The following is a 17752-nucleotide window of genomic DNA, read 5'->3' on the forward strand; positions in this document are numbered from 1 at the left end:
TTTATCCCGAACGTTTTTTTTACGGAACGGTTGTTTGTGTTCAAACACTCAGTTTCTGACGAGGATGCTGTAAACGCGCTATGACTTCATACGCCTCCCCGATTTTGACTTCGCTGTTAGATACCGATGCCTACAAGCTTCACATGCAGCAAGCGGTTTACCATCGCTATCGCAATATCAGCGTAGTAGCCGAGTTCCGTTGCCGCGGCGATGAACTGCTGGGTGAATATGCCAGCGAAATTCGCGAGCAAGTCCGGATGATGAGTCAGCTGGCACTCACGGATGATGAGTTCACATATCTTTCCGGCCTGCCCTTCTTCACTCAGGACTACCTGAACTGGCTGAAAGCGTTCCGCTACAATCCTGAACATGTCACTGTTTCCGATCGCAACGGGCATTTGCACGTACGCATTGAAGGTCCGTGGCGCGAAGTGATTATGTGGGAAGTGCCGCTGCTGGCGGTGATCAGCGAAGTGGTGCATCGTCAGCGCTCGCCTCACGTGACCGCGCAAATGGCAGTGGATCAACTGCGTAAAAATCTCGCCAGCTTCAAAGAGCAGGCGGCAGATATTGACCTTTCCGCTTTCCGTCTGATGGATTTCGGCACACGACGTCGTTTCTCTGGCGAAGTTCAGGAAGCTATCGTCAGCACGCTTAAAAATGAATTCCCTTATCTGGTCGGTACCAGCAATTACGATTTAGCACATAAATTGCAGCTGGCGCCGGTCGGGACTCAGGCACACGAATGGTTCCAGGCGCATCAGCAAATCAGTCCAGTTCTGGCCAACAGCCAGCGCGCGGCATTACAGGCCTGGCTGGATGAATATCCCGACCAGCTCGGGATTGCGCTGACCGACTGTATTACGATGGATGCTTTCCTGCGTGATTTCGGCAGCAAATTCGCCAATGCCTATCAGGGGCTGCGCCATGACTCCGGGGATCCATTTGAATGGGGCGAAAAAGCGATCGCGCATTACCACGCGCTGGATATCGATCCGATGACTAAAACGCTGGTATTTTCCGATAATCTGGATCTGGATAAAGCACTGCATCTTTATCGTCATTTCCACCAACGGGTAAATCTGGTGTTTGGTATTGGTACACGCCTGACCTGTAATATTCCCGGTGTAAAACCGCTGAATATTGTGATCAAGCTGGTTCAGTGCAACGGGAAGCCTGTCGCCAAGCTGTCTGATAGTCCGGGCAAAACTATTTGTCAGGACAAAGCCTTCGTGAAAGCGCTGCGTAAAGCCTTCGATTTGCCGCTGGTAAAAAAAGCGTCCTGACTGTCCATAAAGCGCCGGAATGTATTTCGGCGCTTTATCAGAATTTTCTTTCCTTTCCTTACTTTCTTTCCTTTATATACCTGCAATCTGATTCCGCTCGGCTTTTATTCGTTATCTCAATGTTTCCTGATAATCCGCGCCTTTGCCTGACAATTCTTCCTCACCAACGGTGATTTCTGCTTGTGTCCTGAGAAAGGCTAAGTAACATAGCAAAATCCCTTTTTACAGGGTGTCGAATATTTCTTAGCCAACATATATAAAGAAAGAGAGAAATCTATGAGCGTTGTGCCTGTAGTCGACGTACTGCAAGGCCGTGCTGCGGTTGACAGTGAAGTCACCGTACGCGGTTGGGTACGTACCCGGAGAGATTCTAAAGCTGGTATCTCATTCGTCGCCGTTTATGACGGCTCCTGCTTTAATCCTTTACAGGCCGTCATCAATAATTCTCTGCCCAATTATCAGGAAGACGTTCTGCGTCTGACGACGGGTTGTTCAGTAGAAGTGACTGGTACTGTTGTCGCATCTCCTGGCGAAGGTCAGAGTTTCGAATTGCAGGCAACCGCCGTGAACGTTATTGGCTGGGTGGATGACCCTGATACCTACCCGATGGCGGCAAAACGCCACAGTATCGAATACCTGCGTGAAGTGGCTCACCTTCGCCCGCGCACCAACCTGATAGGTGCCGTTGCCCGTGTGCGCAATACCCTGTCTCAGGCGATTCACCGCTTCTATCACGAAAACGGCTACTTCTGGGTGTCTACCCCGCTGATCACTGCGTCAGATACCGAAGGTGCCGGCGAAATGTTCCGCGTTTCAACGCTGGATCTGCAAAACCTGCCGCGTACCGACAAAGGCGACGTTGACTTCAGCGAAGACTTCTTCGGTAAAGAAGCATTCCTTACTGTTTCCGGTCAGCTTAACGGTGAAGCTTACGCATGTGCGCTGTCTAAGGTTTACACCTTCGGCCCGACGTTCCGTGCGGAAAATTCTAACACCAGCCGTCATCTCGCTGAGTTCTGGATGGTTGAACCGGAAGTGGCATTTGCTACGCTCGATGATATCGCCTCACTGGCAGAAAACATGCTGAAGTATGTTTTCCAGGCAGTTTTGAACGAACGTTCAGACGATATGGCCTTTTTTGCTGAACGCGTAGACAAAGATGCGGTTGCCCGCCTTGAACGTTTTGTAACCTCTGATTTCGCGCAGGTGGATTACACTGAAGCAGTAGAAATCCTAATGAATTGCGGCCAGAAATTTGAAAATGCCGTTTCCTGGGGTGTGGATCTCTCTTCAGAGCATGAACGCTATCTTGCTGAGCAACATTTCAAAGCCCCGGTAGTGGTTAAAAACTATCCCAAAGATATCAAGTCCTTCTACATGCGTTTGAACGACGATGGCAAAACTGTAGCAGCGATGGACGTACTGGCACCAGGTATTGGTGAGATTATCGGCGGTTCACAGCGTGAAGAACGTCTGGATGTATTGGATGCAAGAATGGTCGAGATGGGACTTAAAACTGAAGATTATTGGTGGTATCGCGATCTTCGTCGTTACGGCACAGTACCACACTCCGGCTTCGGGTTGGGCTTTGAACGTTTAGTGGCCTATGTCACTGGTGTACAGAACGTTCGCGACGTGATTCCGTTCCCACGCACACCACGTAATGCAACCTTCTAATTAATTAAACTATTTCTAATTAACAAAATAGTTACAAAACTAAGGCCAGCATTGCTGGCCTTAGTCATTTTGAAAGATAGATCCCTGTCACAAAGTTCCGTAAAATACACATTTTGTAATACAATTTTTCCAACTGAAACATATTTAGTAATTTAGTAGCATTTTCGCTATGGATTAAGCTCACCACGGATGGAATAGTGCGTTCAGACACAGGAGACACCAAACTTTCACGAATAGTTCCGTAAAGAATTATTTAAGGCAGTGGCAGGTGTCCAATAAAACCAATGAGGGTAATAATAATGATGAAGCGCAATATTCTTGCAGTGGTAATCCCTGCTCTGTTAGTTGCTGGTGCAGCTAATGCGGCTGAGATCTATAACAAAGACGGCAACAAACTGGATCTGTACGGTAAAGTTGACGCGCGTCACACCTTCTCTGACAACGCTGGCGACGATGGCGACCAGACTTACGTTCGTTTCGGCTTCAAAGGCGAAACTCAAATTACTGACCAACTGACCGGTTACGGCCAGTGGGAATACAACGTTCAGGCTAACCACGCAGAAAGCGCTGGCGACGAAGGTAACAAAACTCGTCTGGGCTTCGCAGGTCTGAAATTTGGCGATGCAGGTTCATTCGACTACGGTCGTAACTACGGCGTAATCTACGACGTAATGTCCTACACTGACCAATTGCCAATCTTCGGCGATGACACTATGTACCAGAACAACGACAACTTCATGGTTGGTCGTGGTAATGGCATGGCAACTTACCGTAACAGCAACTTCTTCGGTCTGGTTGACGGCCTGAGCTTCGCTGTACAGTACCAGGGCAAAAACGACGAAGGTCGTGACAACCGTGGTCCAGTTGATTCCAATGGCGACGGCTGGGGTACTTCTGCCGCTTACGCTATCGGCAACTCCGGTGTTAGCCTGACTGGTGCTTACTTCTCTTCTAACCGTACCTCTACTCAGAAAGCAGACGGTAACGGCGACAAAGCTGACGCATACGCATTCGGCGCGAAATACGACGCTAACAACCTGTACCTGGCAACCTTCTACGGTGAATCACGTAACACCACCGATTACGGCAACCCAGATGCAATTGCTAACAAAACTCAGAACTTCGAAGTGGTTGCTCAGTACCAGTTCGATTTCGGTCTGCGCCCATCTATCGCATACCTGCAGTCTAAAGGTAAGAGCCTGAACGGTTTCTCCAACAACGGTTCTACCTACGCTGGCGGCGATGCTGACCTGGTTAAATACGTAGAAGTGGGTACCTACTACTACTTCAACAAAAACATGTCTACCTATGTTGACTATAAAATCAACCTGCTGGACGACAACAGCTACACCAAAGCATCTGGCCGTAGCACAGACGACATCGTTGGTGTTGGTCTGCAATACCAGTTCTAATATCGCTTAATGATGCGCTTCTGGGCGCATCAAAGTGGATATCAAGGCAGAGCTTCGGCTCTGCTTTTTGCATTTAAGCATTTCAAAAACCGAACTTTGCTACCCCCTCCCATAAAAAATTTTAATCTCACACGCCTTCTCACAACTCTGCTTTCTTTTTGCCGCAAACGGTTGGCAAACGGTAGCGCTGGCGGTACCCTGAAGCCCTCTTTCGTCATATCAGGCTATGGAATTTTCCGACATGTTTGAAAAAATCACTGCAGCACCTGCTGACCCTATTCTGGGACTTACCGATCTTTTCCGCGCGGATGGTCGCTCGAATAAAATCAATCTTGGGATTGGTGTTTATAAAGATGAAACGGGTAAAACGCCGGTTTTGGCCAGCGTGAAGAAAGCCGAACAGTTTTTGTTGGAAAATGAAACCACTAAAACCTATCTGAGCATCGACGGGTTGCCTGATTTTGCACATTGCACGCAGGAATTGCTGTTCGGTAAAGACAGCGCAGTGATTGCAGACAAACGTGCCCGCACGGCACAAACTCCGGGCGGCACCGGTGCCCTGCGCATTGCAGCAGATTTTATTGCAAATCAGACCACCGCGACGCGCGTGTGGGTCAGTAATCCAAGCTGGCCGAACCATAAAGGTGTATTTTCTGCCTCCGGTCTGGAAGTTGCAGAATACAACTATTACGACGCAGCCAGTCACAGCCTGGATTTCGACGGCATGCTGAAAAGCCTGAGCGAAGCGAAAGCCGGCGACGTAGTGCTCTTCCACGGTTGCTGCCATAACCCGACGGGTATCGACCCGACGCAGGAACAATGGGCTAAGCTGGCGGAACTGTCACTGGCAAACGGCTGGTTACCGCTGTTTGATTTTGCTTATCAGGGCTTTGCTAAAGGTCTGGAAGAAGATGCAGCTGGCCTGCGCCTGTTCGTCGCCAGCCATAAAGAATTACTGGTCGCCAGTTCTTACTCGAAAAACTTCGGTTTATACAATGAACGTGTCGGCGCTTGTACTTTAGTCACCGCCGACGCTGAAACTGCCGATCGTGCATTCAGCCAGATAAAATCAGTTATCCGTACAAACTACTCTAACCCACCAGCACACGGCGCAGCAGTTGTAGCCACCATTCTGGGTAACGAAGCATTGCGCACACTGTGGGAGCAGGAACTGAGCGATATGCGCCAGCGTATCCACCGTATGCGTCAGCTGTTTGTCAGCACCCTACAGGAAAAAGGGGCACAGCAGGATTTCAGCTTCATTATCAATCAGAACGGAATGTTTTCATTTAGCGGCCTGACCAAAGATCAGGTACTGCGTCTGCGAGATGAGTTCGGCGTTTACGCGGTGAATTCTGGCCGTATTAACGTCGCAGGCATTACGCTGGAAAATATGGCTCCGCTGTGTGAAGCGATTGTCGCCGTGCTGTAAAAAGCCAGCGCGGCTGTCGCATTAAAAAAGCCCGTCAGGAAACTGACGGGCTTTTTGTTTTCCGGCAAACAAACATTACCAGACCGGCATTTCGTCCTGCAGGAAGGGATTGTTTTTACGCTCGTAACCAAAATCAGACATCGGGCCATGGCCTGGAATAAAGACCATGTCATCGCCCAGAGGCAACAGTTTGGTTTTAATCGAGCTAATAAGCGCCTGATGATCGCCGCGTGGGAAATCACTACGCCCGACGCCGCCTTTGAAAATCACGTCACCGGAAACGGCAATACGTGCTTTATCATTGATGAAAACGATGTGCCCCGGCGTATGACCCGGACAATGTAATACGGATAAGATTTCTTCGCCCACGTTTACCGTGTCGCCTTCTTCAAGCCAGGTATCGGGTGTCAGCGGGTCACAATGGTCAAGGCCAAACATCTGACTCTGGGTCGGCAAAGCATCAAGCAGGAATTGATCTTCCTTCTGCGGCCCGATAACAGGCACCTGATAATGTGCAGCCAGTTCAGCTGCGGCACCCACGTGATCAAGATGACCGTGAGTCAGCAAAATTTGGGTGACCAAAACGCCTTTGGCAGACACTTCCTGAATGATCCGCGCGGCTTCGCCACCGGGATCAACAATGGCGGCCTGATTGGTCTTGGTACACCAAATCAGAGAGCAGTTTTGGCTGAAAGCCGTAACGGTAATAAGATGGATTTTCATAAGACTCCACAAAATGGCCTGCACAGCGGCAGGCCATTAATTACACACATCACCAGGTCCGTGCAGGCCCGGTATCGATGTGCACAAAGTTACTTCGTGGATAATATCCTACACCACCCATCCGCATTTTTAACGCAGCTTTGCGGATATTACTCAACTCGATCCCCTGAATGTGGAAATCCATTGCCTGTCCGAGCGTGTGATAGCTGTGTTTTGCCACGCCATTTCCCGGTTCACGCATACTGTTATTGGTTGCCAGTGAGCGATAGCCAGAAATCAGCTGAACAGGTTTACTGGTGCCGCCGAGCATAACTTGCAGACGATAGAGGTGGTCGAACAAGGCAGGATCGATAGATTTTACCTTTTCCGCCCGATAGTCTCTGAACAAATGATTCAACCGAGCCAACTCATCCTTGTTGTAACGCTTTCCATCAAAGAACTCAGTTTTGAGGGTTTCGCCGGTATTTAAGTTATTAACGACTAAAACACGCGGACGAGGAGTGGAAAGAGTGGCGAATGCACGACTCGGAAGTAATGCAATCCCCATAGCGGCACTGCCCAGTGCCAGCCATTTACGGCGATGTTTGTCGATTTCATTCATGAACAGTTTACTATCCGATAAGAGAGTCAAAAATATGTGCGATTTATGCACCGTTTCGAACCTTAACTGCCAACTATCAGCGAGTCAAGAGACCCTGATATGCAAAACGAGCGTGCCAGTAGCTCACGCTCGTTGTGTGGCCAATTACTCTGACCCTTATCAGATTAGTTTTACTGCATTTATTGGAGCAAAATTTCTGCCTGAGGCAAAATTTGGGCGCCAGATCTCACTGTTGAATCATAATTGTAAATGTCTGTGCGGAATTGCGGCTTACCATCATCAGCAACCCACGCCGTCAGATAAAACAGTTTTACCGGTATATGATGCCTTATTGCCACGTAAGTGGTGTTCCCGCCCTGCAACGCTGAAGAGATACGCGTGTCATTCCAGCCAGCATCCTGCAACAGCATATTCGCCAGTTCAGACGCTTTATTCACCCTCACGCACCCCGAACTTAGCGCGCGAATATCCCTGCTGAAAAGATTATGGTTCGGCGTGTCGTGCAGATAAATCGCGTCCGAACTCGGCATATTGAATTTATACCGGCCAAGGGAGTTGCTCACGCCCGGCGCCTGACGGATACGGTACGGGAAATGGTTAGGTGACACCATTGCCCAGTCGATCATAGAAGGGTCGATGACTTCCGCATCATTGCTCCAGCCTGACAAGACCTGATAGCCGTGTTGCTGGAAGTAGCCCGGATTATTCATGGCTTTCGGTACGATATCTTCGCGCACTAATGTTGTTGGCACATTCCACGGTGGATTCACCACAACATTATTTAGCGCACTGCTCATCAGTGGCGTTTTCCGGCTCGGGCGCCCGACAATGACCCGCGATGACAGCACTTCATTACCATTGAGATAGTAGGTGAGCTGGTAGTTGGGAATGTTCACCATAATTCCGGTATTCACATTCCCGGGCAGGATCCGCAAACGCTGGATATTCAGCGCCAGAAGTGTCGCACGCAGCTGCGGCGATGCATTCAACCACTGACGCGTGCGTCCGCCGATGATGCCATCGGCTTCCAGCCCCTGCCATTTCTGGAAGCGTTTCACTGCGTCCACTAAGTCAGGTGTGTACTGGTTATTCGAAACGGCAACAGGCGCAGCCGGTGCGGGGGTTTCTGCCGACTGAACCGAAGGCAGAACATCCTGAACTGATGTCGCTGAAGGACTAACCGCTGGCGTCGCGGGCTGAGCTTTATCTGCGCTTTCGTCAACAGACAAGTCATCATTCGCCGCACTCCCCGGAGTATTCGGGGCGATGGTTTCATCCGTCGGCTTCGGAGCGGTGGTTTCCTGAGGCGAGGCGATCATCATGCCGGTTCTGGTAAGGATCTCTCGCAGTGCAGGAACATCGTCACTGATTTGATCAGGACGCAGACTTGCTGAACCGCGCATTGCGGGCCACGGACGATTGTCCGCCAGCATCGTTTTCAGCGCATCATGCATTTTGGCGTAATAAGGATGTTGTGGCGTCAGTGTCGACAGATAGCGCGCGGTATCACCCTGTCGCACCGCCAGTTGCCACTGGTTAATCACCGTCAGCGATGGCGTCGTCATCTTGTAAGGTGTTGTGCTGTAAAGCCACTTATCGCCATTGGCTTCCACGCTGCTGGTAAACTGTAAATATCCCAGCATCGCATCAGACAGCACCACGTCGCGCGCCATACCGGTCACTTCAGGATCAGTCAGCCATTTCACCCACTGGGTAAACTGGGGCTGGATCCCGGAAATGGCAAGCTCAGCTAGCTGCTGCTGGAATATTTGTACCGTTTGCCGATCTTTCCACATCGGCTGCATATGGTTAGCGGCATAAAGCGATGAGAGAGATGACAGATAGAGAGGACGGATACCTCTTGGCATTAATTCTGCCTGCAACTGGCTCATGCTCTGCACGCTGGATAGCGTGGTCTTCCCTACCGGCATGGTGGGAACTGCCGCCCAGGCAGCAAACCACGGAGACAGACCGCTCGCCAGCAAGCAGCTGGCGACTAAAAACCTGAGAGACCTTTGATTCATTAACATCTTCCCTTGCCTCCCGATAAAGTGCCCAATTCATTCCCCAAAATTAAGCCAGTAACGTCTGGTTTAAGTATATAAACAGAATTCTTTTTTTGCGCGGTAACTCAATGAAATACAGTCCGCGTGTTACGTGAAGACTCTAAGCCAGCCGCCAGACGAAATAAAGGTTTGATTGGGTACTTTCCGTTCAATGGCAATCCGTCAGCTCAGATTTCATCCAGTCATTAGGAAAATCTTTATCTTAAAATTAATAAAGCATGGGATTTTCAGGGAAATATCTGATGAATGAATAAGTGGATAGGGAAGCTGAAAAAGGTGTTAAGAAAAGGAACAACGAAAATAACGGGCAAAAAGACAAAAAAAGCCCCGACATAAGCCGGGGCATGATCATATTCTGAAAATAATCAGGAGACGTCAGCTTCAGTATTGGCCAGTACAGGAAGTTCTGCGGCAAAACCGCGTAAACCCACCACATGCACATGTTCATTATTGCCAAACACTTTACGCACAAGTTTATACGTCGTCCCTTTTTCCGGGCTGATGTTTTCTGGCGCAGCAATGATCAGCTGCATTTCCAGACGGTCACACAGCTCGAACAGCGTGGCGATAGATTTCGCATCCAGGCGCGCGGCTTCATCAAGGAACAGCAGGCGGCATGGCGAAATATCTTTACCACGCATACGGCTCGACTCGTCTTCCCAGCTCTGAACAACCATCACCAGAATCGACATACCGGTACCGATCGCTTCACCGGTCGACAGCGCACCACTTTCCGCACGCAGCCAGCCGTCTGAACCCCGGTTTACTTCGACTTCCATTTCCAGGTAGTTGCGGTAATCCAGAAGTTCTTCGCCAATCGTTTGTGGCGTACGCTGGCCCATATCAATTTGCGGATTCAGACGCTGGTAGAGTTTCGCCAGCGCTTCCGAGAAGGTCAGGCGGTTACTGCTGAACAAGTCCTGATGCTGCTCCTGCTGCTCAGACAGCACATCCAGTAAACCTGCGTGGGCTTCACGCACGTTCACGTTCAGACGCACACTTTTCACCTGACCAAACGCCACAGCCTGCAGCCCCTGGTTCAGCTGACGGATACGGTTCTGTTCGCGCTGAATAGTTTTGCGAATGATATTCGCCACACTTTTCGAACTGATGGCCAGTTGCTGCTCGCGGGCGGTCAGTTCTTCAGTCAGACGTCCCAGCTCGATTTCCATCTGCTCGATGGCTTCGACCGGATCGTCGGTGCGGATAATATCCTGACGGATACGTTCGCGCAGATGCTGATAGACGGCGATATAGAACTGGATTTTACGTTCCGGACGTTTCGGATCTTCCGAAAGACGCAGCACGTCGCGCAGATGTTCGTTATCCGACACCGCAAGGCGCAGCGCACCCAATGCTTTATCCGACATTGAACGCAGTTCGTCGCCATCCATGTAAGCCAGCTCACGACGGTGCAGACGACGCTCAACGCCATTATCTTTCACCAGACGCATGACCGCACACCAGCCCGCTTTCGAGGACACCACCTGCTCACGACTCTGGTGGTAATCACGCTCAAGCTTACGCAGTTTTTTCTGCAGATTATCCATTTCTGCTTCGCAGAAGGTGATCTGTTTTTCCAGCTGGTTGCAACGTGCGCGGTTAGTACTGAGCGCGGAGTGCAACTCATCACGACGGGTCTTGGCACGCGCTTCGGCATTCGGATCAGCCTGAACGCCGATATCCTGCAATTCCTGACTCAGCTCTTTGAGCATATCGCGTTTGGCATCGAATGAACTTTTCAGCGAGGCCAGAACCTGACTGTATTGAGTCAGCTGAGTCTGATGTTGACGCATCTGCTCACGGGCACGCGTACGTTCCGCTTCCGCATGTTCCAGGCGCTGACGCAGTTTGTCATTCAGGTCACTGTTTTCATTCAGCATACCGGCAGAATCGGTATAGCTGAAGTGCGCACGGCGCTGAACCACTTCGGTCAGCGCAAATGCCTGTTGTTTCGCCAGGCGCTGTGAATGCTGCGCCTGCGCGTAATCTTCTTTAAGCTGCTCGTGCTGTTCCGGATCGCTTTGCAATACCGACACCAGCGGTTCCAGCTTAGCCAGTGAAATACCGTGTTGCTGAATGAAACGGGCAGAATCCTGCGCCTCTTCCATTTCTTCGCGGATTTCTTCCACACGGTCAATCAGCGTTTCGTCGCACAACAAACCAACGCGCGGCTGCAATTTATTGAGCATGCCGATCGCATCTTTCGCCTGATCGTATTGCTGACGCTGTTGCTGATTCTGGCCTTCGTGCGCATTGATAGCACGTTCCAGTTCGCCACGACGACCACTCAGGGTGCGGATTTCCGCTTCCGGATCGGCATCAAATGCAACGGCCAGATGGCTGCCAATGAAACGGCTGAAGGCCTGATGCGCGCGCTGAATTTTCTGCACGTCAAACGACAGTGTCGCATAGCGCTCGGAGAGATTTTCGCGCTCTTTATGTAAAGTCTCGAGACGATTTTCACGCGCCGCACGTCCAAACAACGGTACCTGCGGGAAGTGAGAATAACGCCACTGGCGGTCTCCGGTTTTCACCAGGACAGCGCCCTGCATTTCTTCGACTTCAAACACGTTGTCATCGAATGACTGCGGATCGCCTTCGATCAGATAGAGATCTTCCGGGCAATCATCCAGTCCGTCGAGCTGGTCGCGGATCAGCGATAAATCAGGCACAACAATCGCGTGGCGCGACGGGCCATACAACGCGGAGAAATAAGGCGCATCGTCAATGGTGACGTCATCATAAATTTCTGATAGCAGCACACCGCCGAAGCGTTCCGCCAGGGCGATCAAACGGGAATCTTCCGCACCGCTTGGCTGACTCAGACGAGTGATCTGACCTTCAATACGACGCTTGCGTGCAGCCACTTCGTCACGCTCAACCGTGGTTTCACGTTCCGTTTCCAGCAACTGCTGCATGTATTCTGTGACCTGCTGGCTGCTTTCCAGCGGTTCTTTACTTTGCTCGCTTAACTGGCTGAGTGCTTCCTGTGCGGCCAGCCAGACTGGCGCACGGGCGGTCAGTTCACGAATGCGCGACTGAACACGCTCCAGCTCCTGACGCATTTCCATGCGACGTTCACCGGCCTGCGACACCACGCCCTGCAATTCTTCAATCTGCACTTCCAGCTCGCGCTGCATTTCGTCCAGATCTTCCGGATGCACATCCTGACCGGTGCGTTTGCAGAATTCCTGCAACTGGCGTTCAGCGTCCTGCTGTTCACGCAGTCGCCCTTCCAGCTCCGACAAACGCATACGCAGCGGTTCAACCCGCTCCGCCTGATGTTGCTGCGAAGACCAGTCGCGCAATAATTCACGCGCCGTTTGCCAGGCTTCGCTACGGCTCACTTCACCAGCGATTTTCACCACCAGCTGATAAGCATTTTCGAACTGATTATGAGCCGCAGAAGCCACGCTCATTTTCTGTTCCAGCATCAGCAGGATTTCAGTCGCTTCCTGCTCTTTGCTCTGGAATGTTTCGAGCCATTCTTCACTGTTCTGAATACTCAGATCAGGGATCTGACACAAGTCACGCGCGCGCTCAATGGCCTGCAAAGCTTGCTGGTACTGGATTGCACGGGTTTGCTGAACATCCAGCGCCTGCTGATAATCGGCCAGCTGACTTTTCAGTTCATCCACTTCAAGCTCAGCCGCTTCCGCCCGCGCTTCATGCTCTGCGTGCTGTTCGCTGGCTTCCGCTACGACTTCGTTCTGCTCTTCCAGACGGTAAGTCAGTTCTTCAAGATCACTTTCGTAACGCTCGATTTTTTCCTGCTGACGCATCGCGGTCTGAACCAGACTCAGATGGTCACTGGCAGCCTGATAATCGGTTTCCAGATCACTTTGCGAACTACTTTGCTCAGCCAGTTCACGCGCCATTTCAACATGACGATATTGCTCGCTGGAAAGCTGTTTGCGGCTGGTCAGCAAATCGTTACGCAGCACCAGCGCGCCATCGAGATGAATGCGGCGCTCGTTGGCGTGGCGCATATAGTCGGCGGCCACGTAAGACGTCGCTTCAGAAATCAGATGCTTAAACAGATCACGGTCAGATTGTGTAACGCGGATCGCTTCCAGTGTCATACGGTTTTCACGCAGCGCCGCTTCCATATCCTGGAACGCTTTGCGCACACCGCTGTTTTCCGGCAACAGATAGTCGCGCAGGGAACGGGTGATGGCGCTGGAGATACCGCCGTACAACGAGGCTTCAATCAGGCGATAGAACTTACTGCGGTCAGACGCTGAACGCAGACGACGCGGGATAACACCCAGGTCGAACATCAGCGCATGATAATCAGTAATCGAGTTGAACTGCTTGAACTGCACGCCTTCCATTGCTTCCACGCGCTCTTTCAGTTCATGCAAAGGCAACACGCGGGCCTGACGCTCGCCGACCGTTTCTGTCAGCATTTCCGTCGGGTTCACCGCTACCGGTAAGCCCTGAATGGTGAAAGGTTTGATATCGACTTTACGGTCACGACCGGCAACCTGTTGCAGACGAACACCCACAACGATGCGCTGATGGCGCGAGTTGACGACATCCAGAACCGAGTAACAGACACCTGCGCGCAATTTACCGTGCAGACCTTTGTCGCGTGAGCCGGACGTCGCACCCGCTTCGGTGGTATTACGAAAATGCAGCAACGTCAGATCGGGGATCAGCGCCGTTACAAAGGCGGCCATGGTGGTGGATTTACCCGCCCCGTTACCGCCTGACAGCGTGGTGACCAGTGAATCGAGGTCAAATGTCCGGGCGAAAAAGCCGTTCCAGTTAACCAGCGTCAGTGAGCGAAATTTACCGCGTTCAATCATTCCTGTTCATCCTCTGCGCTCTCATGCCCTTGCTGCCCTGCCAGCGGTTCGCCATCTTCAGTTTCGTCGTTCAATGACAACGCGCTGTCGACGGGCATCGCTTCGCCGTCGCGGATCATGCGCAACTGCGCTTCGCGCGCGTCATCGCCGCTGCGGACATCCGCACCAAAACGAAATACCGCTTCGGTAATACGGAATTTAGTGCTGTCGACGCCCATGAAATACACCATGCCCAGGCGGCGCAGGCGATTCAGTGACGTGCGGACTTTATCCTGCAACTTCTGGCGATCTAAATCCGAGCCGGTTGAGCGCTGGTTGACGTATTTCAGCAATTTGCTTTCGTCGGCCAGACTCAGCAATTCGTCATACAATTCCTGCTGGGTAAAAATGCCCTCATGCGCCAGACGTTCCGGACTCAGATACAGATAGCAGAGAATTTTCCCAACCATCATATCCAGCTCAGAAAGCACGGAGCGCGGGATAAGCGTGGTGGAACGCGGGCGCAGATAGAAGAAGCCTTCCGGCGCCCGGATTAATTCCACGCTGTAGCGGCTGTAAAACAGTTCCATCTCTTCCTGATAATCCATCAGGAAAGCGTGGTTATCCAGTTCATCAATGCCGATATGACGGCCAGAACGAAGCTGGCTGTCGAGAGCAGGAAACACTGAGTTCGCCAGTGCCTGCGCCAGCTTAGCTGGCATTATGTGTTCAATATTTGTCGATGACATGGGCCTGCACCTTGGCTCCGTAATCATTGATTGCCTGCCATTCGGCATGCAACCCTGAAAAATCTGCTTCAGCCACACCGAGGCGTACCGCCTGGTCGACCACAATTCGCGCGACATCAAAATGTCGGGCACGCGGATACTGCTTAAGGTATTCACGCATTACCATGCCCAGATTGAGCGGCGTTTTTTGTTGCTGATAAACTTGTAATGCCTGTTCAATCAATGCCGCAAGTTGTTCGCGGATTTCGTTAAATTCTTCAAACTCGAGATCTGGCGGAAGTTCGCCGGTCACTTCTTCGCTGCGCAGTGCCAGCTCTTCATCACGCATATCAAGCAGACGGTCGGCATTAGCAAAGGTCAGCGTCCACGGCTGGTCAAAGTAGTTTTGCACCGACTGACGCAGACGTTGCGCAAACACCCGGTTTTTATCCATGTCGATCGCAGTACGGATAAATTTATGCACATGGCGGTCATAGCCAATCCACAGGTCAATGGCCTGCTGACCCCAGCTGGTAATGCGGTCGAGTTTGTTCTGTAAGTCGAACACCAGTTTGTCGACGAAACTCAAGTCGAGTTCAACCATCGTGGCGTCCTGAATGCGCATCAGATGCGCCTGTAACAAGTTGCCCGCGGCTTCGAGCGTATCTTGTAATTCACGCAGCGTGCCGGAGGTTTCTGACAGAAGGATTTCACAGCTGGAAATGGCCGCGCGCCAGTCTATATTCAGCAGTGCAGCAATATCGTCTTTCACACCCTGCTGCTGTTCATCCATGATGCGCTGGGTCATGTCGATACTGTCAAAAATCTCAGCAACGGAATATTTGAGGGGTGCGTAAACGTTGCGATGCCAGTGGAAATCATCGCCGCCCTCTTCGGCCGCATCAGCCGCACGTTTGAGTTCTTGCGCAACAATCGACAACTGCATAGACAACCGCAACGTGGAAAATTCACGCTGACGGATGTAATAATCTGAAATACCGATCGCCAGCGGGGTCAGGCGATAAATGGCATTACCGTCCGCCATTTCACTGACAAAACGGTTGAGCAAGCGCTGACGCACCATGTCATTGATGGCGTTATTGGCACGTACGGTGATGGTTTCGTTAGTCTGCTCAAATCCTTTGCTGACATGACGAAACGCATCAACCAGTTCACCCTCACTCATTTCCCCGTCAAGGCGCTCGCTGTTTAACGTGGCAATCGCCAGAAGAAAAGCCAGCCGCTCCGTTGGCAGCGAAATTGAGAAATCATTTTTTCGTGCCCAGGCGACCAGTTCGGGTACAGTCTGGGAAAATTCACTCATAATTCGTCCTTCAGAATGGGTTTGTGCGCCATCACATGGATGTAACGTCCCAAACTAACAAAAGGTTCCTGACGGCAATAACGCTGCTCCAGCGCCAAAAGCTCGTCAAAATCCTGCTTATGTTGTTGTCTGTTTCGCAAATAATCGTGGAACACTCTAACACCGGTCTTGCCGCTTATCTGCATTCCCAGTTCTTCCAGCCACTGATAAACCTGCGCAGGTTCCAGCGGATGATCGGGTAACAGGGAGCTTTTTTTGATTTTTGGCACACCTGCTTCGACATGACCGAAATTGCCGAGGATCATATGCCGCATGACCAGACCGTGGATATTGTAAAACATCAGCGATAATGCGCCACCTGGGGCCAGACAATCGACCAGCGCGGCAAGCGCCTCACGAGGTTCAGCCAGCCATTCAATGACCGCATGGAACAATATCAGATCAACCGGCTGTTCCAAATGTTCTGCAATGTGCTGAGCCGGACATTGTACAAATTGCATGTTCCCGCTCACACCTTTTTCCACCGCAGCCGCCTCGGCGCGTCGGATCATCTCACCGGAGAGATCGCACAACAAGACCTGATGTCCTAAAGCGGCAAGTTCACAGGCCATTTGTCCTTCACCACCGCCCGCATCGAGAATACGCAATGGACGCTGAGGCAGCGTTTGTAGCAATTCCTGCAGATCCTGACCCAGCACCGCCTGACGGATACGTCCCTTAGTTGTGCCGTAGATATTGCGCGAAAACTTTTCCGCCATATCGTCGAAGTTACGATCCTGCATGAAGAGATACCTGTTCCTGATAGTGCAATCTGTTAAAGGGTTTATCTGCGCGACCTGCTATTTTGGCACAGGCTGGCGTAGAATAAATCATCCTGACGCGGATTCATGCCCGGATGTCGTTTTTTCACCCAAAAGGACCGGTTTCAGATGTTATTTATTCTAAAAAAGACCTTCGGCGGCCTGTTATTACCGCTGCCCTTTATTCTGGTCATCATGGCGATTGCACTGGTGTTATTGTGGATGACCCGCTGGCAAAAAACCGGAAAAGTGTTTTTTTTACTGAGTTGGCTGCTGTTACTGCTGCTAAGTGTGCAGCCGGTCGCGGACAGTCTTTTGCGCCCGATAGAATCCGGGTATCCGACTTATCAGATAGCAGCGCATGCGCCCGTTAAATTCGTGGTGGTTTTGGGGGGGGGTTATACCTTCAACCCGGACTGGGCGCCAAGTTCTAATCTCATCAGCAACAGCCTGCCACGGGTGACGGAGGGTATCCGAATTTATCGCGCGAACCCGGGCTCGAAAATGATTTTTACCGGCGCACAGGCGATGACGAATCCGGTCAGCAGTGCTGCGGTAGCGGGTAAGGTGGCGCAAAGTTTAGGCGTGCCTGAAAGCGATATTATCTTGCTCGATAAACCCAAAGATACGCATCAGGAAGCGCAGGAAGTCAAAGCGCTGATCGCAGATCAGCCTTTCGTACTGGTAACGTCAGCGAATCATTTGCCGCGTGCAATGGTGTTCTTCCGGCAGCAGGGGTTGCATCCGATCCCGGCACCAGCGAATCAGCTGGCGATCGATTCACCGCTGAACCCATGGGAACGAGCCCTGCCTCAGGCCTTGTTCTTATCGCACAGCGAACGGGCATGGTACGAAACGCTGGGGCGCTTGTGGCAATGGATGACACTGCCCGCGCCCGTAACGAAGTAAA

At 51.4% G+C, this 17752-nt stretch carries 12 protein-coding genes; 5 read left to right on the forward strand and 7 right to left on the reverse strand.

What is annotated here, in order from left to right; all coding sequences use genetic code 11:
- Positions 1–80 precede the first annotated feature (80 nt).
- The 4 genes from pncB to D5398_RS06750 all read left to right on the forward strand — a co-directional run bounded on the left by pncB (position 81) and on the right by D5398_RS06750 (position 5807).
- Entirely contained in the window at positions 81–1286 is a 1206-nt protein-coding gene (pncB, locus tag D5398_RS06735) for a nicotinate phosphoribosyltransferase (protein ID WP_120506911.1), read from the forward strand.
- Positions 1287–1562: 276 nt separating this feature from the next.
- Positions 1563–2963, forward strand: coding sequence for an asparagine--tRNA ligase (gene asnS, locus D5398_RS06740; RefSeq protein ID WP_120506912.1), 1401 nt, complete (start codon positions 1563–1565; stop codon positions 2961–2963).
- Between the two features lie 299 nt (positions 2964–3262).
- The gene (ompC, locus tag D5398_RS06745) at positions 3263–4375 is read left to right on the forward strand and encodes a porin OmpC (protein WP_279635000.1); all 1113 of its coding nucleotides are present in this window, start codon (positions 3263–3265) and stop codon (positions 4373–4375) included.
- Between the two features lie 241 nt (positions 4376–4616).
- The gene (locus D5398_RS06750; protein WP_120506913.1) at positions 4617–5807 is read left to right on the forward strand and encodes an amino acid aminotransferase; all 1191 of its coding nucleotides are present in this window, start codon (positions 4617–4619) and stop codon (positions 5805–5807) included.
- Between the two features lie 75 nt (positions 5808–5882).
- On the opposite strand, the gene D5398_RS06755 is transcribed toward D5398_RS06750, so the two are convergent.
- The 7 genes from D5398_RS06755 to cmoM form a co-directional block, all read right to left on the reverse strand.
- Entirely contained in the window at positions 5883–6530 is a 648-nt protein-coding gene (locus D5398_RS06755; RefSeq protein ID WP_120506914.1) for an MBL fold metallo-hydrolase, read from the reverse strand.
- Between the two features lie 49 nt (positions 6531–6579).
- Complete coding sequence (mepK, locus tag D5398_RS06760) at positions 6580–7131, reverse strand: peptidoglycan L,D-endopeptidase MepK (RefSeq protein WP_120506915.1); 552 nt, start codon at positions 7129–7131, stop codon at positions 6580–6582.
- 179 nt (positions 7132–7310) lie between these two features.
- Positions 7311–9161 carry a L,D-transpeptidase gene (gene ldtD / locus D5398_RS06765; protein WP_120506916.1) on the reverse strand — a complete coding sequence of 617 codons (1851 nt, stop codon included), beginning with the start codon at positions 9159–9161 and terminating at the stop codon, positions 7311–7313.
- Positions 9162–9562: 401 nt separating this feature from the next.
- Positions 9563–14011 carry a chromosome partition protein MukB gene (gene mukB, locus D5398_RS06770; RefSeq protein WP_120506917.1) on the reverse strand — a complete coding sequence of 1483 codons (4449 nt, stop codon included), beginning with the start codon at positions 14009–14011 and terminating at the stop codon, positions 9563–9565.
- The gene (gene mukE / locus D5398_RS06775; RefSeq protein WP_120506918.1) at positions 14008–14739 is read right to left on the reverse strand and encodes a chromosome partition protein MukE; all 732 of its coding nucleotides are present in this window, start codon (positions 14737–14739) and stop codon (positions 14008–14010) included. Before mukE ends, mukB begins: the two co-directional genes overlap by 4 nt.
- Entirely contained in the window at positions 14720–16042 is a 1323-nt protein-coding gene (mukF, locus tag D5398_RS06780) for a chromosome partition protein MukF (RefSeq protein WP_120506919.1), read from the reverse strand. The genes mukE and mukF overlap by 20 nt, the downstream gene beginning before the upstream one ends.
- A complete protein-coding gene (gene cmoM / locus D5398_RS06785; RefSeq protein WP_120506920.1) occupies positions 16039–16824 on the reverse strand; it encodes a tRNA uridine 5-oxyacetic acid(34) methyltransferase CmoM in 786 nt (261 codons plus the stop codon). Before cmoM ends, mukF begins: the two co-directional genes overlap by 4 nt.
- 147 nt (positions 16825–16971) lie before the next feature.
- Here cmoM and elyC point away from each other — a divergent pair, with 147 nt between their 5' ends.
- Positions 16972–17751: an envelope biogenesis factor ElyC gene (gene elyC / locus D5398_RS06790; protein ID WP_120506921.1), complete on the forward strand. Its 780-nt coding sequence runs from the start codon at positions 16972–16974 to the stop codon at positions 17749–17751.
- The last annotated feature ends 1 nt before the right edge of the window (position 17752 follow it).

Origin of the sequence: Rahnella bruchi, assembly GCF_003614975.1 — a bacterium.
In the GTDB taxonomy this organism is placed as follows: Bacteria; Pseudomonadota; Gammaproteobacteria; order Enterobacterales; family Enterobacteriaceae; genus Rahnella; species Rahnella bruchi.

Excerpts from the sequence above, each read along its gene's own strand:
- ompC (WP_279635000.1), top strand. The coding sequence starts at position 3,263 with ATGATGAAGCGCAATATTCTTGCAGTGGTAATCCCTGCTCTGTTAGTT.
- D5398_RS06750 (WP_120506913.1), top strand. The coding sequence starts at position 4,617 with ATGTTTGAAAAAATCACTGCAGCACCTGCTGACCCTATTCTGGGACTT.
- asnS (WP_120506912.1), top strand. The coding sequence starts at position 1,563 with ATGAGCGTTGTGCCTGTAGTCGACGTACTGCAAGGCCGTGCTGCGGTT.
- cmoM (WP_120506920.1), bottom strand. The coding sequence starts at position 16,824 with ATGCAGGATCGTAACTTCGACGATATGGCGGAAAAGTTTTCGCGCAAT.
- elyC (WP_120506921.1), top strand. The coding sequence starts at position 16,972 with ATGTTATTTATTCTAAAAAAGACCTTCGGCGGCCTGTTATTACCGCTG.
- mukB (WP_120506917.1), bottom strand. The coding sequence starts at position 14,011 with ATGATTGAACGCGGTAAATTTCGCTCACTGACGCTGGTTAACTGGAAC.
- mukE (WP_120506918.1), bottom strand. The coding sequence starts at position 14,739 with ATGTCATCGACAAATATTGAACACATAATGCCAGCTAAGCTGGCGCAG.
- pncB (WP_120506911.1), top strand. The coding sequence starts at position 81 with ATGACTTCATACGCCTCCCCGATTTTGACTTCGCTGTTAGATACCGAT.
- D5398_RS06755 (WP_120506914.1), bottom strand. The coding sequence starts at position 6,530 with ATGAAAATCCATCTTATTACCGTTACGGCTTTCAGCCAAAACTGCTCT.
- mepK (WP_120506915.1), bottom strand. The coding sequence starts at position 7,131 with ATGAATGAAATCGACAAACATCGCCGTAAATGGCTGGCACTGGGCAGT.
- mukF (WP_120506919.1), bottom strand. The coding sequence starts at position 16,042 with ATGAGTGAATTTTCCCAGACTGTACCCGAACTGGTCGCCTGGGCACGA.
- ldtD (WP_120506916.1), bottom strand. The coding sequence starts at position 9,161 with ATGTTAATGAATCAAAGGTCTCTCAGGTTTTTAGTCGCCAGCTGCTTG.